Annotated in this window: 20 protein-coding genes; 10 read left to right on the top strand and 10 right to left on the bottom strand. The window is 64.4% G+C overall.

Going from position 1 to position 20,096, the window contains the following annotated elements:
• Positions 1–67 precede the first annotated feature (67 nt).
• Entirely contained in the window at positions 68–739 is a 672-nt protein-coding gene (locus F9929_RS11675; RefSeq protein ID WP_152046866.1) for a recombinase family protein, read from the top strand.
• Between the two features lie 25 nt (positions 740–764).
• Here the strand turns inward: F9929_RS11675 and F9929_RS11670 are convergent, their stop codons facing one another.
• Positions 765–1,193, bottom strand: coding sequence for a hypothetical protein (locus tag F9929_RS11670; protein WP_152046743.1), 429 nt, complete (start codon positions 1,191–1,193; stop codon positions 765–767).
• A 718-nt stretch (positions 1,194–1,911) separates the two neighbouring features.
• Positions 1,912–3,726: a site-specific integrase gene (locus F9929_RS11665; protein WP_152046742.1), complete on the bottom strand. Its 1,815-nt coding sequence runs from the start codon at positions 3,724–3,726 to the stop codon at positions 1,912–1,914.
• A gap of 355 nt (positions 3,727–4,081) precedes the next feature.
• Here F9929_RS11665 and F9929_RS11660 point away from each other — a divergent pair, with 355 nt between their 5' ends.
• From F9929_RS11660 to F9929_RS11620, 9 genes are all read left to right on the top strand, one after another.
• Positions 4,082–5,170, top strand: coding sequence for a glycosyltransferase (locus tag F9929_RS11660; RefSeq protein ID WP_152046741.1), 1,089 nt, complete (start codon positions 4,082–4,084; stop codon positions 5,168–5,170).
• The gene (locus F9929_RS11655) at positions 5,160–6,260 is read left to right on the top strand and encodes an acyl-CoA dehydrogenase family protein (RefSeq protein WP_152046740.1); all 1,101 of its coding nucleotides are present in this window, start codon (positions 5,160–5,162) and stop codon (positions 6,258–6,260) included. The genes F9929_RS11660 and F9929_RS11655 overlap by 11 nt, the downstream gene beginning before the upstream one ends.
• The gene (locus tag F9929_RS11650) at positions 6,257–6,970 is read left to right on the top strand and encodes a PIG-L deacetylase family protein (RefSeq protein WP_193227717.1); all 714 of its coding nucleotides are present in this window, start codon (positions 6,257–6,259) and stop codon (positions 6,968–6,970) included. The genes F9929_RS11655 and F9929_RS11650 overlap by 4 nt, the downstream gene beginning before the upstream one ends.
• Positions 6,967–7,557: a class I SAM-dependent methyltransferase gene (locus F9929_RS11645; protein WP_193227716.1), complete on the top strand. Its 591-nt coding sequence runs from the start codon at positions 6,967–6,969 to the stop codon at positions 7,555–7,557. The genes F9929_RS11650 and F9929_RS11645 overlap by 4 nt, the downstream gene beginning before the upstream one ends.
• A gap of 91 nt (positions 7,558–7,648) precedes the next feature.
• Positions 7,649–9,082, top strand: coding sequence for a cytochrome ubiquinol oxidase subunit I (locus F9929_RS11640; RefSeq protein ID WP_328595989.1), 1,434 nt, complete (start codon positions 7,649–7,651; stop codon positions 9,080–9,082).
• A 5-nt stretch (positions 9,083–9,087) separates the two neighbouring features.
• Positions 9,088–10,092, top strand: a complete 1,005-nt coding sequence (gene cydB, locus F9929_RS11635; RefSeq protein ID WP_152046737.1) for a cytochrome d ubiquinol oxidase subunit II — start codon at positions 9,088–9,090, stop codon at positions 10,090–10,092.
• Between the two features lie 2 nt (positions 10,093–10,094).
• Entirely contained in the window at positions 10,095–10,208 is a 114-nt protein-coding gene (locus F9929_RS11630) for a DUF2474 family protein (RefSeq protein ID WP_235919219.1), read from the top strand.
• A 9-nt stretch (positions 10,209–10,217) separates the two neighbouring features.
• Positions 10,218–10,781 carry a GbsR/MarR family transcriptional regulator gene (locus tag F9929_RS11625; protein ID WP_152046735.1) on the top strand — a complete coding sequence of 188 codons (564 nt, stop codon included), beginning with the start codon at positions 10,218–10,220 and terminating at the stop codon, positions 10,779–10,781.
• A 139-nt stretch (positions 10,782–10,920) separates the two neighbouring features.
• Positions 10,921–11,781: a MurR/RpiR family transcriptional regulator gene (locus F9929_RS11620; RefSeq protein ID WP_152046734.1), complete on the top strand. Its 861-nt coding sequence runs from the start codon at positions 10,921–10,923 to the stop codon at positions 11,779–11,781.
• A gap of 266 nt (positions 11,782–12,047) precedes the next feature.
• Here F9929_RS11620 and F9929_RS11615 read toward each other — a convergent pair whose 3' ends face one another.
• The 8 genes from F9929_RS11615 to F9929_RS11580 all read right to left on the bottom strand — a co-directional run bounded on the left by F9929_RS11615 (position 12,048) and on the right by F9929_RS11580 (position 19,979).
• Positions 12,048–12,500: a gamma-glutamylcyclotransferase family protein gene (locus tag F9929_RS11615; protein WP_193227715.1), complete on the bottom strand. Its 453-nt coding sequence runs from the start codon at positions 12,498–12,500 to the stop codon at positions 12,048–12,050.
• 97 nt (positions 12,501–12,597) lie between these two features.
• Entirely contained in the window at positions 12,598–13,137 is a 540-nt protein-coding gene (locus F9929_RS11610; protein WP_152046732.1) for a DUF4142 domain-containing protein, read from the bottom strand.
• Positions 13,138–13,151: 14 nt separating this feature from the next.
• Positions 13,152–14,249 (bottom strand): alpha/beta hydrolase, encoded by a 1,098-nt coding sequence (locus F9929_RS11605; protein WP_210251332.1) that lies wholly within the window; start codon positions 14,247–14,249, stop codon positions 13,152–13,154.
• 147 nt (positions 14,250–14,396) lie between these two features.
• A complete protein-coding gene (locus F9929_RS11600) occupies positions 14,397–15,542 on the bottom strand; it encodes a YihY/virulence factor BrkB family protein (RefSeq protein WP_152046731.1) in 1,146 nt (381 codons plus the stop codon).
• A 115-nt stretch (positions 15,543–15,657) separates the two neighbouring features.
• Positions 15,658–17,223, bottom strand: a complete 1,566-nt coding sequence (locus F9929_RS11595) for a phospholipase D family protein (RefSeq protein ID WP_152046730.1) — start codon at positions 17,221–17,223, stop codon at positions 15,658–15,660.
• A gap of 147 nt (positions 17,224–17,370) precedes the next feature.
• Positions 17,371–18,015 (bottom strand): alpha/beta hydrolase, encoded by a 645-nt coding sequence (locus tag F9929_RS11590; RefSeq protein WP_152046729.1) that lies wholly within the window; start codon positions 18,013–18,015, stop codon positions 17,371–17,373.
• 121 nt (positions 18,016–18,136) lie between these two features.
• Positions 18,137–19,492: an FAD/NAD(P)-binding protein gene (locus F9929_RS11585; protein WP_152046728.1), complete on the bottom strand. Its 1,356-nt coding sequence runs from the start codon at positions 19,490–19,492 to the stop codon at positions 18,137–18,139.
• A gap of 25 nt (positions 19,493–19,517) precedes the next feature.
• Positions 19,518–19,979: an RrF2 family transcriptional regulator gene (locus F9929_RS11580; protein WP_152046727.1), complete on the bottom strand. Its 462-nt coding sequence runs from the start codon at positions 19,977–19,979 to the stop codon at positions 19,518–19,520.
• Between the last annotated feature and the right edge of the window lie 117 nt (positions 19,980–20,096).

Below are 20,096 nucleotides of genomic sequence, written 5' to 3'. Positions count from 1 at the left end.
GGCGCTCTGTATCAACTCTAAACGTTCGTATAGAAAAGATACAGCGACGCACACAGAGTCGAACACGATGACGAAGACGGCAATCTCCTACATCAGGGTCTCCACGCAGACGCAGGGCAAGAGCGGTCTCGGCATCGAGGCGCAGCGCGCGGCCATCGCACGGTTTGCTGAGGCCGAAGGCATCGAGATTGTCGCTGAGCATGTCGAGGTCGAAACCGGCAAGGGTGTGGACGCTCTGGATCGCCGCCCCAAGCTAGCGGGTGCTCTAGCGCAGGCCCGAAAGGCGAAGTGCCCGGTGATCGTAGCGAAGTTGGATCGCCTGTCTCGCGACGTGGCGTTCGTCGCCGGCTTGATGGCGCAGCGAGTGCCGTTCGTCGTCGCAGAGCTCGGCGCAGATGCCGATCCCTTCATGATGCACATCTATGCCGCGCTTGCCGAGAAAGAGCGCGCCATGATCGCCAAGCGGACGAAGGACGCGCTTCAAGCGAAGAAGGCGGCCGGCGCGATCCTCGGCAACCGGACGAACCTGAGCGAGGCTCAGAAGATGGGCGCGGCCGGCAACAGCAAGCTTGCTGACGAGTTCGCCGCGAACATCCTGCCCGTCATCGCCCAGGTCCAGAACGACGGCGCGAAGACCCTGCGCGAGGTCGCAATTGCTTTGACCGCCCGGAACGTTCGCACGGCACGGGGCGGTGAATGGACAGCTATGGGTGTCAAACGGCTTCTGGCACGTCGATAGCGAACTAGTTTTTCAAGTGATTGAGTTATCGCTCCTCTGGCGGTTTGCTCGGGTCATAGGCTCCAGGAAGCGCGATGTCGCGAGGCCAATAACCGAGGTGTTCTAAATTGATGAATTGGTCTCTGTGACGCCACAAAATAGTTCCGAGATTTTTGGATGGATCTCTGCCGGCAAGAGGCAGGCCGCGCTTCAAGATCGCGCGAACGAGTTGCCCCCGCTTCATGGGCTTACCTTCTGCCAAAAGGGTTTCGCGAGCAAATCTGGCAATATCCGAAGGTGGAACAATATTTCGCTCTCTAGGAGCTGACCGTTGACCGCGATTCGACTCCGCAGCATTTGATGTTACGTAACCAACACTAGCTTCATCTCCGGCAGAAGGTTCAATATGCTCGCTGAGGAAGTCGGGAACTTCTTGGTCCGGCAATAAGCGTTGAAGCTCCTGAACGGACTCCATCAGCTTGTCGATTCGTTCTAAATTTGCCGTCAGACGCGCTCGCTGGTCAGCCAGGCGCCTGACGACATCACTCCAACTCGCCATGGATCGCTAACCAACATTTCCTGGGGATACAGAGTGCCACGTCGGCATACTAAGTGGGTTAACACCTCCAAAATCGCTTCTCGATAGTTAATGAATCCTTAACGGAATCACAAGGCGATTTGTGAAACGCGGACGACACGCGACGCCCGCTTGACACCCACTCATATGAATCGGTATGGATAGGATAGCTCGGAAACAACAACGACCCCAATTCGGATCTTGCACATCCGAAGGGGCCGTTGGGATACCGAGCGACACGGTCTTTTGGTTTAGGACGCCGTGACCGTGGCGTAAGGTTGAGACGCGAGTCGATACGCTTCCTCGGCGTAGCGATATCACTCGCGACTCTTCACCGTCAAGGCGTTTCCAACTCGGAGACGAACGATGACTAAGAAGCGCTTCTCGCGTGTCTGCCATTGGGTTCGCGCTTATACTCGTTATCGCCTTGGGCGATGGGAGTTTGTGCGAGCGCATGCGCGCTGCTGCGGCTAGTCCGCGGTAACTCACGCTTCTGCTCGGTGGGCGTAGCCACTTAGCGAGGTTTAGGAGGTCGGGACCGATGGGTTCCGGCCTCTTTCTTCATAGAGAGGCTACAATTAATTCAAACGGAAACGAGTGGGCCACTCAAAATAACTTACCCACCCGCCAATGCGTCCCCCTTCGATGAACGGCAATCTATGTGAAAGCCGGTGTAGCCGATGGCCTCCACCAGTTCTACCCGCTGGCGCAACATACCCTGCGGTAGATGGCCGTAGCGACCGGTCATCGTGCCCTTCGTGTGACCGAGGAGGAAGCCGAACTGCTCATCGAGGTAGCCCGCGCGACGCAGCGCATCGACTGCACCATGACGGAACGAGTAGAGCGATACGCCGCGCCCCTCCTTCAAGCCTATGCGTTCGAGATAACGACCGAACTCCCTTGAGAATTCTGCAATCATCTGTCCTCGGTTGTTTCGCTTTGCTTCCGGGAAAAGCCGAGCCTGTCCAGTCGCCTTCATTTCCTTGTGGTGCTTGAGGAAGCCGAGACGAATGAGTTCCGAATGAATTGGGACAACGCGCATCGAACCAGCAGTCTTCACCTGCTTGTCACCCTCTCCCTCGGTCGTGATGTGCATGATCCATACGCCGTGCTCTTCTCGAACGTCAGACACAGCAAGCTGCGCGATCTCGGCCGGCCGCGCTCCGCTGTAAAGCATTACAAGCGGCACCCAGTAGCGATGATCACGGATAAGCACCTTGCCCGCTCTGGCGATTAATCGCCACTCAGTAGCGCTCTGAGCGCCTGTGAAAAGCGGTGAATCGAAGAGGGTGTTGAGTTGATCGGTCGTGAACGGCGAAGTCGAACGCTCCTTCTTCTTCGCAAGACTCATCCCCTCAACCGGGTTCGCGTTCAGGTAGCCGTGGTTCACGAGCCAAGCGCTGAACGCACCAAGACCAGCAAGATACCTGTTTACCGTGCGCGGTGTCAGGACGGGCTTGCCGATCTTCTCGTTCTCGCGGACGGCCTGCGCCATCGTCATGCCAGCGAACGCTTTCGTCTCAGTCGCCTTGACTGGATAGCGAACGAGCAACGCTTTCCAATCACGGACGGCGCGCTTGTCGATACGATGGACCGGGCATGTGCGGCCGACCGTTTCAACGAACGTGCCAACGTCACGCCGCGCCTGATTCAGCGTGTCAGCACTAATCCCTTTCGGGTTCTCGCTCGCGTAGATCTCGAATAGCTCCATGATCGTTTCGCCAGCCTTCGCTTGCTCACGATGCCCGCCAGCGGCCGGCCGCACGATAGGATCTTTCGGACTGCCGCTGTAATCACCGCGATCACGCTCCATGGTGCGCTCAAGCGTTTCGATATCAGCCCGCATCATCTTCCGGGCGAGGTCGTTCCACTCGTCGCTTCCACGCTCGACAATGAGCTTGTTCGCTTCAGCGTAGGCATCGACTTCGTGAGCGATCAGTGCCGTTTCGCCCTTCACAAGATGCTTGCAGAGATCGTCCAGCTTCGCCTTGCGGGCGCGGGCGTCGAGTTCCCTGGCTTGCTCTAGCGCCTTAACCTCTAGCGTGGCGTCAAGGATCGCCAGCGGGTCCTTTATGTCGAGCTTGGTTTCGCGGACGCGGGCGAACATTTCCAGCGAGGCCGCATCGATCTCGGCTTGTCCGGGGAGTCGCTTGCGGCGTTCCTCGTCGCGTTCCAAGGCGCCGATATAATGACGCCATACGGCATCGGCCTTGTCGTCGTCGGTGATGGCGCGGCGCGATAGAACGTCTTCGAACTCAAGCCGCCAAGCCTCGACAACCGGCCAAAGCCGCACCTTGGCGACGGCCTCTTCCTTCGTGCGAAGCGACTTCTTTTTCGTGGTCGTCCCGTAGTGCGCAACGAGATCGACCGGCACGTCGATACGGGCGTAATAGACGGCCCCACGCCGCTCCAAATAGGTCAATCTTGCCATTCGAAAAACCTTCTTGTAACAGGAGACCGGAACACTAAACCGGAACAGTTGTGTTCTGAAAAGTCTATAAAGGGCAATAGCTTGTTGGACTTCAAAGCACTATCTCGAATTGGATTTTGTTCCTGGCGCCCCAGCCATCATGACATGCCGGTCTGATCCTTCAGCCGCTGAACCGCGCGCAACCTTGTGGTGCGGGTCGCGCAGCCGGTAGACGGCATAGCAATTTGTGTCGCCGGTGCCGGAAAACTGGCGCGGGGTCCATTGCCCGCCCTGGATTCCCATCCAATTGCCCTTGGCATAGAACGTTCGATCCCCGCTGCCGCCCGCGTGATGGATCGCTGCATCGCCGGGGCCCATGAATCCAAGCCAGTTCCTTGCGTATCCCGTTGTCGCCGTCCCGGCTCGCGACGAGGAAGAACGCCTTCCCCGTCTTTTGGAAGCGCTGGATGCGCAGACATGGGCTTGCGAGGGCCACCGGCTCACCGTCGTTCTCGTTCTCAACAATTGCGTGGACGCGACGCGGCGCGTCGCCGAGGAAGCGGGTCGCCACCTGTCCGGTCTGCAGCTCGACATTCTCGACGTGAACTTCGCGCCGCCGGATGCCCATGTCGGCTCCGCCCGGCGACTCGCCATGGACCGCGCCTTCGCCCATTTTCCCGATCCCGCGTCGGGTGTGATTCTCACCACCGATGCCGACGCCGTGCCTGAGCCGGGCTGGCTCGAGGCCAATCTGCGCGCTGTCGGAAACGGCGCCGATCTCGTCGGCGGCAAGCTTTTCGGCAACAAGCAAGAGGAAGCGCGGCTCGGGCCGGGCTTTGCCGAGCGGGCGAAGGCGGTTCTGACCTATTCCAGCCTTTGCGACCGCCTCGCCTGCCTGATCGACGAACAGGCGCACGACCCCTGGCCGCGCCACCGGGACCATACCGGCGGAAGTCTCGCCATCGCCGCCGCGCTTTATCGCCGGATCGGCGGCCTGCCGGTTCTGCCGAGCCGCGAAGATCTGGCGCTCGTGTCCAAAGCGCGCGCGGCGGGCGGGAGGCTCGTCCATCCGCTGGACGTGCGCGTCGAGGTCTCGGCGCGCCTCGTCGGGCGCGCGCCCGGCGGCATGGCCGATTGCCTGAAGGACTGGCTGCGCGCCGAGGCCGAAGGGCTGCCGCTTCTCGTGGAGGACCCGGCTGCCGTCGAGGAACGGTTGCTGAGGCGCCGCACCCTGCGACAGCTGGATCAGGCGGGCGCATCGGAGCGGGCTGCAATCGCGCAGAGCCTCGGGGTTCCCGCTCCCGCGCTGCTCGATGCCGATGGAGAACGGCTGACAGCGGCGGCGTTGATCGAGATTTTCGCGCCCGACGAACCGGATGCGCTCCCGACCGTGCCGGTGGCACTCGCCACGATGCGCATCGAGCAGATGATCGCGATCCACGAGGCGACACCCCGTGCGGCCTGACACCTTCGCCTCCCCTCACCCGACTGACGGCGCTCTTTCCTCCGCCTTGCGCGAGAACATGCTGGGGCGGGAAGACGACGGCGCTTTTCCTGGGCAGGCCTTCGCACTCCTGCATGAGCGCGGGCTCGTCGGCACGCCGCCGATCGCCGCAAGCGAGATAGGGAAGCTTCTTCGCCTCCTCGCCGAGATCGGCCGGGGCGACCTTTCGGTCGGGCGCGTCTTCGAGGGTCATGTCAACACGCTCATTCTGATCGAGCGTCACGGCACTCCCGAGCAGAAGATGCGGTTCGGTGAACTCGCCATGGCGGGAAAGCTCCTCGGCATCTGGAACACGGACCTGCCGACCGATCCCTTGCGCTTGGAGAACGGCCGGCTGGTCGGGGCGAAGAACTTCGCCTCGGGCGTCGACGGCTTGTCCCACGCGATCGTCACGGTGACGGAGAGCCAAGGCCGCGTAATGATCGTCGCGCCGCTCGACAATCTGCCGGTCGACCGCTCCTGGTGGAAGCCGATGGGGATGCGCGGCTCGGGCAGCCATATCGTCGATTTCACCGGCCTCGAGTTGCGACCGGAATGGGTGCTCGGCCAGCCCGACTCCTATCTCGAAGCGCCCTGGTTCTTCGCCGGCGCGATCCGCTTCGTGGCCGTTCATGTCGGCGGCATGCACGCCGTGTTCGATGTCGCGGTGGAGCATCTTCTGCGAACCAAGCGCCTCGGTGATCCTTATCAGGCCCATCGCGTCGCGCGCATGGGTGCGCTCGTGGAAGGAGGCTATGGCTGGCTCGACCGCGCGGCCGCCGAATGGCGCGCGGTGGCGGAAGGCCGGGCCTACCCGAAGGCGCTGATCGCCACGGTGAACGCGGCGCGGGGCGCGGTGGAAAGCGCGGCTCTGGCGGTTCTGGAGGAGGCCGAGCGCGGCGTCGGCGCGGCCGGCATGATCGCTCCCCACCCGCTGGAGCGGCTGATCCGCGACCTTCGCACCTATCTGCGCCAGCCCAACCCCGATGGCGCCTTGTCGGCGCTGGGCTCGGCCATTGCGGAAGGGACATGGCGGCCGGGTGCGTTCATCCCGACGGGAGAAGACCGATGAACGCGCTGCGGGACTTTGCCGAGATCGCTGCGCGGCGCATCCTCGTCGTCGCGCCTCACCCGGATGACGAGTCGCTCGGCTGCGGCGGCTTGATCTGGACGCTCGCCGCGCGCGGCGCGAAATTCTTCACCGCCTTCGTCACCGATGGGGGCGCGTCGCATCTCCATTCGAAGACCTGGCCGCGCGAAAGGCTGGCGGCGGCGCGCGAAGCCGAAGGCGCCGAGGCGCTGCGCCGGCTGCGAATCGGCGATGCCCCGCGCGCCTTTCTGCGCCTGCCCGATGCCGGCATGCCTGTTCCCGGCTCGGAAAGCCATGCCACGGCTTTGGCGGAGGCCGGCGCGATTGTGGGCGGTTTCCAGCCCGATCTCGTGCTTCTGCCCTGGCGGCGCGATCCTCATCGCGACCACCGCGATTCGTGGCGTCTTTTCACCGATGCGCTCGCCGCGAAGGACGTCCGGCCGGCGACGCTGGAATATGCCATCTGGCTGGACGAAATCGGCGAACGGCAAGACCATCCGCGCCCTGACGAGATGGAGCGGCTCGACTTTGCGGTGAGCGAAGCCCTCGCTCCCAAGCGCGACGCGGTGCGGGCGCATGTGACGCAAGTCAGCGATCTCATCGCCGACGATCCGACCGCCTTTCGTTTGACGGAGGCCACGATCGACCGCCTTGCCGGACCGGTCGAGACCTATTGGCGTCCCTCGTCTTGAAACCCATCGACATCGCCGGGTTCGAGGAGAAGTATCGCCAGGCGATCGACCCGTGGAACTACCGGACCTCGCGCTTCGAGGCGAGGAAACGCGCCGAACTCCTGCGCGCCTGCGGGCTGGGCAAGGTCGGACGCGGGCTGGAGCTTGCCTGCGCCATCGGCGAAACCTCCCGCGCCCTCGTTTCGCGTTGCCTGACGCTGGTGGCGAGCGACGGCGCGCCGACGGCTCTCGCCGAGGCGCGGCGCTTGACGCCGCCGGGAATGCGCATCGCGTACCGCGAAGGCAATCTGCCGCACGAGATGCCGCGCGGCCCCTTCGATCTCATCGTGGTGTCCGAGATCGCCTATTACCTGTCGCCGCGCGATCTCGACCTTCTCGCCCGGCGCATCCGGAACGAGACTGCGCCGGGCGGCCGGGTCGTGGTGCTCCACCATACCGTTCCCTTCCCCGATGCAGCGCAGCTTCCGGCTCTGGCGCAGGCGCGGCTTGCGCGGTGTCTCGAACGGGGAATGAGCCCCGCGGGGCAAAGAAGTTTCGGCCGCTACGAAATCGCCGTTTTCCGCAAGCCGTCGCGCCGCGACCGGTAGCGACATACGGGCACTGCTTCCCAGAACTGAAATCATTGACGTCCGTCATTTCAGTAATTACTGAAATGTCTGTATCTCTCAATGATTCGGAATGACGCTTCCCATGTCGCTCCTGTCCGGCTTCGACGCCCTGTTTCTGGCGCGGGCGCAGTTCGCCTTCACAATCTCCTTCCATATCGTCTTTCCCGCCTTCTCCATCGGGCTCGCCAGCTATCTGGCCGTTCTCGAAGCGCTCTGGCTGAAGACCGGACGCGAGGTCTATCTCAACCTCTTCCGCTACTGGCTGAAGATCTTCGCGATCGCCTTTGCCATGGGCGTCGTGTCGGGCATCGTCATGAGTTACCAGTTCGGCACGAACTGGTCGGTCTTTTCCGACAAGGCCGGGCCGGTGATCGGGCCGCTGATGGCCTATGAGGTGCTGTCCGCCTTCTTTCTGGAAGCCGGGTTCCTGGGCGTCATGCTGTTCGGCATGAACAAGGTCGGCCCGCGCCTCCATTTCACCGCGACCTTGATGGTGGCGGTCGGCACCTTCGCCTCCGCCTTCTGGATTCTGTCGGTGAATTCCTGGATGCAGACGCCGCAGGGCCATGGCATCAACGAGGCGGGGCAGTTCGTGCCGCTCGATTGGTGGGCGATCGTCTTCAACCCGTCCTTCCCCTACCGGCTCGTCCACATGCTGATCGCCGCCTATCTGACGACGGCGCTCGTGGTGGGGGCGGTCGGTGCCTGGCATCTCCTGCGCGAGCGGGAGAACAAGGGCGCGCGCAAGATGTTCTCCATGGCCATGTGGATGCTGGCCGTCGCGACCCCGCTGCAGATTCTCGTCGGCGACGCCCATGGCCTCAACACGCTGGAGCACCAGCCCGCCAAGGTCATGGCCATGGAAGGCCATTTCGAAAGCCATCCGAACGGCGCGCCCTTGATCCTCTTCGGCCTGCCCGACGAGGAAGCCGGCATCGTGCGGCACGCCATCGAGATCCCGAAGCTGTCCTCGCTCATCCTGAAGCACGATTTGAACGCGCCGCTGGCCGGTCTCGACACGGTGGCGCGCGAGAACTGGCCGCCGGTGCCCGTGGTGTTCTGGTCGTTCCGCGTCATGGTGGCCTTGGGCTTCCTGATGCTCGGGCTCGCGGCCCTGGCGATCCTCATGCGCTGGCGCGGCCGCTTCTACGAATCGACGCTCCTTCATCGCTTCGCCCTTCTCATGGGGCCGAGCGGCTTCGTCGCCGTCCTTGCCGGCTGGGTGACGACGGAAGTCGGCCGCCAGCCCTTCACGGTCTATGGCTTCCTTCGCACCGCCGAATCCGCTTCGCCGCTCCACGCGCCGGCGGTCGCGGCCTCGCTCCTCGCCTTCGTTCTCGTTTACTTCGCCGTTTTCGGGGCGGGCATCCTCTACATCCTGAAGCTCATGGCCCATGCGCCCCATCGCGGCGAGCCGGGGCTGGAAGAAGGAATGCCGATCCGCACGGCGGGCGTGACGCCCGCTCCCGCCATCGATCCAGGCCGCATGCAGCCGGCAGAGTGATTTCCATGGACTCCATCGACCTTTCCACCGTCTGGGCGCTTCTGATCGCCTTCGCCGTATTCGCCTATGTCGTGATGGACGGCTTCGACCTTGGCATCGGCCTCCTGTTTCCGGGACTGAAGCCCGGCGAGGAACGGGACGCGGCGATGAATTCCGTCGCGCCCGTTTGGGACGGCAACGAGACCTGGCTGATACTGGGCGGCGGCGGTCTGTTCGCGGCCTTTCCGCTCGCCTATGCCGTGGTGCTGCCGGCCCTCTATGACCCGATCATCGCCATGCTGCTCGGCCTCATCTTTCGCGGCGTCGCCTTCGAATTCCGTTGGCGCGATCCCGGCCACCGCGCTTTCTGGGACCTCGCCTTCTTCGGCGGCTCGACCGTCGCGGCCTTCGCGCAGGGCGTCACGCTCGGCGCCCTGCTCCAGGGCATCTCCGTGGAAGGCCGCGCCTATGGCGGGGGCTGGTGGGACTGGCTGACGCCCTTCTCGCTTCTCACCGGCGTTTCGCTCACCGTCGGCTACGGGCTTCTCGGCGCGACATGGCTGGTGATGAAGACCGAAGGCTCCGCCCGCACCCATGCGCAGCGCATGTCGTTGCGGCTCGGCGTGATGACGGTTGCCGCCATTGCCCTCGTCAGCGCCTGGACGCCCTTTCTGTCGGAGGCTTACGCCACGCGCTGGTTCGCCTTCCCGAACGTCCTTCTCACCGCGCAGGTGCCGCTTCTCCTGGTGATCGGTTCGGTTCTTTTCTTCCGGTCGCTGAAGGGCGGACGCGACCGGGTGCCGTTTTTGCTGGCGCTCGGCCTCTTCGGGCTTTCCTTCGTCGGGCTCGGCATCAGCATCTATCCCGACGCCGTGCCGGGCAGCCTGACGATTTGGCAGACCGCCTCGCCGCCTTCCAGCCAGTTGTTCATGCTGGTCGGCGCGGCGGTGCTCATCCCCATCATCCTGGCCTATACCGGCTATGCCTATTGGGTGTTTCGGGGCAAGGTGGGCGCGGAGGGCTACCATTGAGCGTGAAGCAACCCTCCCTCGCCGCGCGCCTCGGCTGGATGGCTCTCATCTGGCTCGCCAGCATTCTCGCTCTTGGAGCCGTGTCCATGGTGATCCGGCTCTGGTTGAAGGTCTGAACTCTTCCGATGCAGCTTCCGCCTCTCGTCCAGACCTTCGTTCTCCATTTCGGCGAGATGGGATCGCGCTGGGGCATCAACCGCACGGTGGGGCAGATCTATGCCCTGCTCTTCGTCTCCGAGAAGGCGCTGAACGCCGAGGAGATCGTGGAAAAGCTCGGCGTGTCGCGCTCCAACGTGTCCATGGGCCTCAAAGAGCTGCAGGCCTGGAATCTGGTGCGGCTCCAGCACATTCCCGGCGACCGCCGCGATCATTTCACCACGCCCGACGATATCTGGCTGATCGTCAGGACCCTCGTGGAAGAGCGCAAGAAGCGCGAGGTCGATCCGACCCTCACCATGCTGCGCGAAATCCTGATGGAACAGCCGCAAACGCCCGAAGAGCGCCACGCGCAGGAACGGCTCGGCGAGATGCACGACCTGTTCGAGCTTTTCGCCGGTTGGTACGACGACGTGCGCCGGCTCGAAACGGAACGTTTGATCCAGCTCCTGACGCTCGGCGCCAAGGTGCAGAAGATCCTGGAAATGAAGGACAAGCTGCGCATCCTGCCGCGCAAGAAGGGCGAAAACTGACGCCACCTCGGGGCTGGCTTCGCGAAAGCCGGTTATTGGATTGATTTAGCCATTTCCATTACGCTGAAATAGGAGTTCCATAGCTTCGAAGGGCGCGTTTCCCGCGTTTCCCGGCGTGCGTATCGAATCGGTTGTCGCCATGAGTATCGTCGAAACAAGCGAGGAAGGTCTCTCGTCCGCCGCGCCGCCCGAAAGCTTCGCGGAGCTGCGGGACCGCTTGGCGAGCGGCGCGGTGAAACTGCCCAAGCGTTTGAAGCAGGTGGCGTCCTTCGCCCTTGCCCAGCCGGACGAGATCGCGCTCGGCACGGTGGCGGGCGTCGCGGAAAAGGCCGGGGTCCAGCCCTCGACCCTCGTTCGCTTCAGCCAGGCGCTCGGCTTTGCCGGCTTTTCCGATCTCCAGGCCTTGTTCCGCGATCGTTTGCGCAACCACGTGTCCAACTACGACGAGCGGCTTCTGTCGCTGCGGGTGCGCGACGGGCACACCTCGAAATCGGCGGCGCTTTTCGATGGCTTCTGCGAGGCGTCCACGCGTTCGGTCGCGGCCGCGCACGACCGCATCGACCTGTCGGCCGTGGACGAGGCGGCGCGCATTCTCGCGGACGCGGAGACGATCTACCTCATCGCGCAGCGCCGCTCTTATCCGGTGACCGCCTATATGAGCTACGCGCTCGGCAAGCTCGGCATCCGCAACGTCCTGATCGGCTCGGCGCTCGGCACGGACACCGAAACCCTGTCCTTCGCCGGCCCCCGCGATGCGGCGCTGGCGATTTCCTTCACGCCCTATGCTTCCACCACCGTCGCCCATGCGCGGCAGGTGGCGGAACTTGGAACCCCCCTCGTCGTGATCACCGACAGCCCTTTCAGCCCGCTCGTCGCCGAAGGGCAGCTCTGGTTCGAGGTGGTGGAGGCCGATTTTCAGGGCTTCCGTTCGCTGGCCGCCAGCCTGTCCCTCGCCATGACGCTTGCCATCGCCATCGCCGATCTGCGCCGGGAAGGTTGACGGACGGCGGTTCGCGAGCCTTCAAGCCTGAAATTCGACGGAAGGCGGATGGAGCCTTCGCCAGCTTCGCGCATTCTTCGAGATGTTCAATGAGCTTGATTGAAGCGGAGCGGTTGTCCGGTGAGTTTCGAAGAGGGCATGACCGATCTTCTTCTGCGCCTGTGCGACAGCGCGGCGGATCTGGTGCGATTGACGCTGCCCCCAACACCCGCTGAATCGGCGAGCGACCTTCAGGATTTGTTAGCGAATGCGTGGTCTGATGATGGTCAGGCGTCGGGGCGCGTTGCGTATTGCCCTGGCGTCTCCTGATCCCTTCCCATCGCGAAGCGAAGCGCGGCCATGTCGAGCCCGAAGTCGCGATAGCCGTCCTCGATGAGCTTCAGATAAGTGGTTGAGGGCGCGGCCCACGCCTGCCGAGTCATGCGATAGGTGAAGGCTTCCACAGTCCTTCCGTCCGCATCTCCCAGGACTTCGACGATGCGACGCTCGTAGAGACCACTGGCGATCTCTTCGTATCGGTCGAGCGCGGTTTCGCAGGGAGCGGTCACGCGCCAAAGCGCACCCTCCACCTTCCCTTCCAGACAAGGCTCGATATCGGCGAAGGTCTTGAAGACCAGTCGATAGCCGAAGAGCTTCGCCTTGCCGATCGCGGTGGCGGCTGGGCAAAGCGCGCAGAAATGCGCGCGATTGAGGTTCGACCCATAGGCGAAATACAGCATCCGGGTCCTTAGGCGGCGGCACACCCTTCTCATGCGAAAAGGCCCGCCGGGATGCAACCTGGCGGACCTTCGGTGATCGTAGACGGGATGCCCGGTCTTACTGCGCGGCGACGATCTTCTGCACCATGTCGGCATGCATCTCGAGCGTCGGCAGCGTTTCCTTCGCGAAGGCCTTCACCTTCGCGTCGTCACCCCCGCCCGCATAGGTACGGAACAGCGCGACGGCTTCCTTGTGCGCCTGCGACTGCGTGTCGAGGTAGAGCGTCGTGAATTCAGCGCCGGACGCGCCCTTCAACTGTTCCAGCATCTTGGCGTGCTTGGGCGCGACGGCGGCGGTCTTGCCGTGCTCCTGGCCGAGCGCGGCGTGAAGGTTCTTCTCCGCCTTCTCGTGATCGTCGATCATCTTCTGGGCGAAGGCCTTCACGTCGGCATTGTCGGACTTCTTCACCGCCATTTCGCTCGACTGGATTTCGAACTGGTCGGAGCTCATGACGGTCTTGGCGAAGTCGGGCGTCGCCACCTTGAAGGGCGGTGCGGCTTTGTCGGCGGCGGGCAGATCCGCCTGCTGCGCGTAAGCCGTGCCGGTGACGGAGAGGGCAAGGGCGCAGGCGAGCGCGCGAAGGGTGGTTCTGGTCATGATGGTTCCTTCCCTCACTTGGCGGCTTCGAAAGCTTGTTTCAGGTCGGCGATGGCCGCTTCCTGCGCTTCCTTCGCCTGCGGCACGACCTTGGCCATGCCGAAGAACTCGTGCGTCACGCCCTTATAGTCCTTGGCATCGACCTTCACGCCGGCCTTCTGGAGATTCTCGGCGAGAAGCTGGCCCTCGGAGCGCAAGGGATCGAACTCCGCCGTGATGACGGTCGCCGAGGGCAGACCCGCCAGATCCTTGCGGTTGACGAGATCGATACGCGGATCGGCGGCCTCGTCCTTGGAAGGCAAAGCTTCCTTCACGAACCACATCATGTCCTTGGCGCCGAGCGGCAGGGTGTTCTCGTTGGCCTTGTAGGACGCGGTTTCCATGTCCTTGCCGGCGATCGGGTAGACGAGCACCTGATGCACCGGCTGGGTGACCTTGGCCTCCTTCGCCATCAAAGCGACATTGGCGGCGAGATTGCCGCCGGCGCTTTCGCCGACCACGGCCACGCGCTTGGAATCGGCGTTGAGTTCGCCGCCGTTCTCCACCAACCACTTGTAGGCCGCGAAAGCATCCTCGTGGGCCGCCGGGAACTTATGCTCCGGGGCATGGCGGTATTCCACCGACACCACGACCGCCTTGGCTCCTTCCGCGATGGCGCGGGGCGTCGCGTCATAGGTGTTGATGTCGGCGATCACCCAGCCGCCGCCGTGATAATAAACCACGAGCGGGAACGGGCCCTGGCCTTCCGGGACGTAGGCGCGGGCGAGAAGGCTGCCGGCGGGCGTCGGGATGGAGAAGTCCTTCGTCTTCACCTTGGCTTCGGGCAGCGGCGAGATCTTCTTGTCGCGCTGAACCGTCATGGCGGCGTCGGCGGCGCTCGCCTGCGAGCGGGCTTCCGGAACGCTGAGCGTATGGAGCGGCTTCGCGCCAAGCCCCTTCAAGGCATCGAGCACGGCCTGCATGTCCGCATTCGGCTTGCCGTCCGGGGCCGTTTCGCTCTGCTGCTTGGCCGGCGCGGCTTCCTGGGCGATGGCGGGTGCGACGGCGAAAGCCGGCAGCAGAACCATCATGGCGCCCATGGCCAGCGCGCGGTGCCGTTTTTCCAAGATCATGTTTGTATATCTCCTCATATCGGCTGCGAAAGCTCCGCAACCGAGGAGACGTTCCGAAAAACATGGCTGCGACCAGGACGAGTTTCGGTGTCCGGCCAATGGTTTCCTCATGGAACCATCGGCAGCCCAAATCGTCCGCGAGGGTCCTCAGCCCTTGGTATCGCCGAGCGTATCGGCCATCTGCGCCCCACGGCTGCCCATCGGACGCGCCGGCCTCGTGGTCGTATCTTCGGCCGTCTGGTGCTCGAGTTCGGCATTCACCTCCGCCCCCAGAAGCACGACGATGGTGGAGATCCAGATCCAGGTCATGAAGCCGATGGCGGCGCCGAGCGAGCCGTAGGTCTGGTCGTAATTGCCGAAGTTCTGGACGTACCAGGAGAACAGGCCGGAAAAGACGATCCAGAGCACCGCCGCGAAGGCGCTGCCCCAGGTGATCCAGCGCCATTTCGCCGGCTGGCGGCTCGGGCCGATGCGGTAGATCGCGGTGAGACCGAGCGCCACCACGAGAAGAAGAACCGGCCAGCGCAGAAGGAGGAGCCAGGTTTCCAGTCCGCCGAGGCCGATATAATCCAACGCGATCGGCAGAACGACCACCGCGCCGAGCGCCACGAGCAGAAAGACGATCATGCTGAGCGTCATGGCGAGGGTGACGAGCGTCAACCGGATGAAGCTGCGCTTTTCTTCTTCCTCGTAGACGATGTTCATGGCGTCGAAGAGCGTCTTCATGCCGGCATTGGCGCTCCAAAGCGCCAGCCCGAGGCCGAAGACCATGCCGAAGCCGAGCTTGCCGTCGCTTTGCGACGTCACGCGCTGCAACTGCTCGCCGATGATGCTGACCGCCCCGCTCGGCAGGATGCCGGACAGGGCGTCGAGTTGCGCGCGAAGCGAAGCCGGATCAGTGAACAAGCCGTAGATCGAGATCAACGCGGTGATCGCGGGAAACAACGCCAGAAGCACGTAGAAGGTGACGCCGGCCGCCACCAGCATCAGGCGGTCGTTGGAGAATTCCTCGAAGGTGCGCCAAAGCACATCCTTCCAGCCCTTGGCAGGAATGGCGGAAGGCCGCTCGGCGTCGCGGCCTCGCCCCTTGTCGCCGGCCGATGAAGCCTTCGCAGTTTCCTGCCCGGTGGGTTTGGCTTTCCCCGAATCCCAGGATCGCTCCACCGGATCGCCGGCAGCGGTTCCGCGCTCGGCCTTGCCGAGAAGGAAGCCTGCCAGCGCCAGAAGCCCTCCCGACATCAGGCCGATCGCGGCATTGGAGAAATCGGTCTGGCCTCGTTCACGCCCCTGCATTCATTCGCCCTTTCGCGCTTCGTTCCGGCGCGATCACAACGGCGAGAGGACGGCAACGATCCCTTCCGTCGCTAGACGGGCATGCAATTGCCGCCGTATGGCCGCAGAAAACCGCTCAAAGCTGCGATTCGAGCGGCAGCCATCCGACGACCGTGGCGAGAAGTCGCCGGCCGACGGCCGCGTCCGGCTCGCTCTCGTAGAGTGCCGATTTTTCGCCTTCCTTCTCCGCCGTCCAGCACAGCTTGCCCCCTTCGTCGAGCGCCACGGCATAGCTCATGGCCGGGTCGGTCTCCTCGTTGAAAAGCTCGCTCATCCGCTGGACGAGTACGGGCGACGTGAAGAGAATGCCCATCTCGGTGTTGAGCGAACTCGAGCGCGGATCGAAATTCAGGGAGCCGATGAAGCCGTGCCGCCCGTCCACGGCGAAGGCTTTCGTATGAAGGCTCGCGCGGCTCGATCCGCGAAGTGTCAGGCTCGGCGAGCGCCCGTCCGGCTTCAGCTCGAACAGCGCGACGCCCGCTTCCAGAAGGGGTTTGCGGTAAGGCGCGTAGCCGCCATGAACGGCCGCGACATCGGTCGCCGCCAGCGAATTGGTCAGAACCGCCACCTGCACGCCGCGCCGCCTCAGCTCCGTCAGGCTTTCCACGCCCCGGTCGCCGGGGATGAAATAAGGCGAGGTGATCTCGAGCCTTTCGATAGCCGCCTCCATCACCGGCAGGAGGTAGTCCATCACCCGGTTGCCGTCGTCGCGCCCCGCCGCCTTTTCCGGGCAGTCGCTGACGATCTCGACCTTGTCGCACCAATGAACGGCCGCGTGATCGAGCAGCCCTTCCAGGGCCATGTGGCTCTTCAGGCGATCCAGATAGGGCTTGGCCTCGCGCGAGCCGGCAACGCGCTGAAGCTGCGCGCGCACCCGCTTCAGCCGAGGCCGCACGATCCCCTTGGCGAGCTTGCCGATGGGCAGGGCGACACCGCTGTTCCAGTAGGTATCGAAAACCTTCTCGCTCTCAGTGACGGCCGGCCCGAGGCACAGGAGGTCGAGGTCGCGGAAGTTCGAGCTTTCGGAGGCGTCGTAATATTCGTCGCCCACGTTGCGCCCGCCGACGATGGCGAGCCGTCCGTCGACGATCCAGGCCTTGTTGTGCATGCGCCGGTTGACGCTCCAGGCCCGCAGCAGCATCTCCGCCGCCCGGCGCACCGGGTTGGCGCGCGCCCGCGTCGGGTTGAACAAGCGAAGCTCGATGTTGGGATGGCTGTCCAGCGCCAGCATCACCCTGTCGTCGCCCGATACGCCGAGATCGTCGAGGAGAAAGCGCACGCGCACGCCCCGATCGGCGGCGGCAAGGGCTTCGGCCGCCAGAAGGCGCCCCGTCAGGTCGCCGTGCCAGATGTAGTACATGAGATCGAGGCTGCGGCCGGCGGAGCGCGCGGACAGGGCGCGGGCGGCGAAAGCGTCGAGATTGGATGCCAGCAGCAGAAGCCCGCTTCGGCCACGGCTTTCTCGGGTGAGTTCGGCGACGCGGTGATCGATGGGCGTCGGCTCGGTGCCTCCGAGATCGAAGGCGGTGGAACGGCGTCCCCGCGCTTTCGCGGCGAAGCGGTTGTAGTCCCAGCCGGCGAAGGCCGAGGCTCCGGCAAAGGCAGCCGTAACTCCGACAACGATAGGCGCCACCCATCTCATGAGGAGCGGCCCTTCCTTGTCACAGGAGAAGGCCCGTCCCTTCGCGCTACCCGTCCCGCTGCCGCCTTTCCCATGTCCTCACGAAATCCACCCGACTTTTCTCGCGATATAGGACGCCGGGCGGGAATTGGATGAGGCGGGCGGTCGTCAATTCACGCCGAGGCCGGCATCGAAGGCGCGCGCCGAGAAGATGCTCGGCTCGCCCTGCCAAAGGCGGCGCGGCCTTGTCGCGACGACGCCCGGCACCGATCCCGCCTGCCGGCTGCGCAGCCCGTCGGCGAGAATGCGCCCTTCCGGCCACGCGCCGTGGCCGCTCGCGATGTTCACATGGCCGACCTCGCCGAGATCCACGAGGGCCGAGCCCCAAAGCGCGGCCTGACGCTCGGCTTCCTCGAAATGCATAAAGGGATCGTTGCGGCTCGCCACGAGAATGGAGGCGAAGGGCAGGACATGCCCCCGCGCCCCGGCGAAGGACCAGACGGAAGGGTGGGTTTCTGCCAGCGCCGGCACGTCGGCGGGAGCGACCAGAAGCGCGCCGCCGACATGATGGGCCGCCGGCCGCCCGGCGAGCGCCGCGACGAGGGCGCAGCCGAGGCTGTGCGCGACGAGGATCACGCCCGGCTCGCTCCCCGCGATCCGCGCTTCCAGTGCATGGAGCCAATCGGCCAGGATCGGGCGCGACCAGTTCTCCTGTTCCACGATGTCGGAGCCGGGATCGGTTTCCACCCAATGGCGCTGCCAATGGCCTTCGGGCGATCCGTTCAATCCCGGAACGATCAGGGTCTCGGTCATGGCGGGCCTTCCTTTCGAAAGAAACTGACCGGACCCTAGAAGTCTGCCGCCCGAAGCGGAAAACAAAAAATACCAAATTCCTAGACTGAAGCGGAAGACGGTTCCTTCCCGGCCATCGCGATCAGGCCGTCGCACGCTCCGCCAGCCGGCGGGCGAGGCCCGCGCTTTGCACCCGGATGTCGGGAATGGCGGTGATCTCCCAGAACTGGGCGCGCGTCACCGGCCCAAGCGCGAAGAGCCGGCGCGAAGGCGTGCCATCGGCATGGATCACCGCGCAGTCGCGATCCACGTCGAGCCCGAGCCCGAGCGGATCGAGCCGCGCGCTGCCTTGCTGGAGGAGACGTCCGACGAGCGGCGTATCGCCGGACGCGGGATCGCGCAGAATGCCGGTGCAGTCGATCACGTGATCGGCCACGAGTTCTTGTTTTTCGCCGTCGCGCCGGCGCAGGCGAACGACGCCGTGCCCGTCGGCTTCCCCGATATCGAGAACCCGGCCGGCGAGAATGCGCAACTGCCCGTCCGCGATCGCCTCGCGCACCGCCTTCTCGGCCTCTGGCGCCATGCGGTGGCGATGTACTTCCCAGAAGGTGCGCGCATGGCGCAGGAAGCGCCGTCGCGCATCGGGCGCCATGGACTGCCAAAGCGTTTGGGCATGCGGGCGCAGCGCATCCACGAGGTCGCGCCAGTCGCCGCCGCGCCCTTCTGCCCACCGGGCCGTTTCGCGCAGCCAGCGCAGAAGAAAGGAAACGCCGGTTCCGAAGGGAATATCGGCGGGATCGAGCCGCAACGGCGTCGAGGGCGCATGGACATGCGGCAGGAGACCGCGACGCGACACGGCGGTGATCGTGCCGCGATGCCCGGCGCGGCGAAGCTGCACGACGTTGTCGATCATGGAAAGGCCGGTGCCGACGATCACGACGCTTTCCGCCGGCCCGATGCCGAGTTCGGCCGGGCTGCACCAGGGGCCGGAGCGGTGCGTTCCCGCGCGAAATGAGGGAACCGTGTGGCCCGTCGCCAGAACCACGGTGCCGGCGATCTCGGTGCGCCCGTCGCCGAGTTCCACCGCGATGCCGCCGGGATGTTCGCGAAGAGCAACGCATTCCCCGGCCACGACATGAAGCCGGCCGTCGCCCTCCGGCCCGGCGAAGGGCGCGGCGACTGCGTTGAGGTAATCGCGATACACCCGGCGCGGCACGAAGCAGAAGGGGTCGGCGCAATCGAGGCTTTCCGCATGGCGGCTTGTGCCGAGCCAGCGGAAGAAATGGTCCGGGTCGTCCGGAAAAGCGCTCATGGAGGCGGCGCGGGTGTTGAGAAGATGGTCCGGCTCGTCCGTGCCGTAGGCGACGCCCGCGCCGATGGCGGGGCGGCGCTCCACGATCGTCACGTCGAGGCGCGGGTTCGCGTCGCGCAGGAGATGGGCCGCGAGAATGACGCCGCTCGCCCCGCCGCCGACGATGAGGATGCGTTCCCGTTTCATCGCGGCCTCCGAAGGGTGGCGAGGATCAGATGGTGGATGCCAGCTCGCGCATCTCGGCGACTTCCAGGGCGTCGGGCGCGTGGGCAAGTTCTGCGAGCGTCTTCTCGTCCAGAACCGCCGAAATGGCGTTGCGCACTTCCAGCATCACCCGGCGCACGGAACAGGTGGTCTCGTCCCGGCAGTCGTCGCAGCGGCGATAAGCGGTGCGGCTGGCGCAGGGGATCGGCGCCAGCGGGCCGTCCAGAACGCGCAAAACGTGGCCGACGCGGATATCGGCCGCCGACCGCGACAGGGCATAGCCCCCGCCCCGACCCTTGCGGGCATGGACCATCCCGGCGACGCGCAACTCGCCGAGGATCGTGTCGAGGAACTTCTTGGAGATGTTGTGCGCTCGGGCGATCTCCTCGGACAAGGCGCGCTGCCCTTCCGCGATTGTCGCCAGATGCAGCATGGCCTTCAGACCATACTTGCCCTTCATCGTCAGCATTGCCGAACTCGCCCATCACGCCGGTCGAAGACCGAACGGTCCAGACCCACTGTAGAATGATCGGCAAGGGATTGCCACAGCATGGAAGCTCGGCGGTATGAGCTGCTTGTCTATTCA

The organism is Aureimonas psammosilenae (assembly GCF_009176975.1).
In the GTDB taxonomy this organism is placed as follows: domain Bacteria; phylum Pseudomonadota; class Alphaproteobacteria; order Rhizobiales; family Rhizobiaceae; genus Plantimonas; species Plantimonas psammosilenae.
The sequence above is the reverse complement of the archived record's forward strand: the minus strand, read 5'-3'. Positions and strand labels throughout refer to the sequence as shown.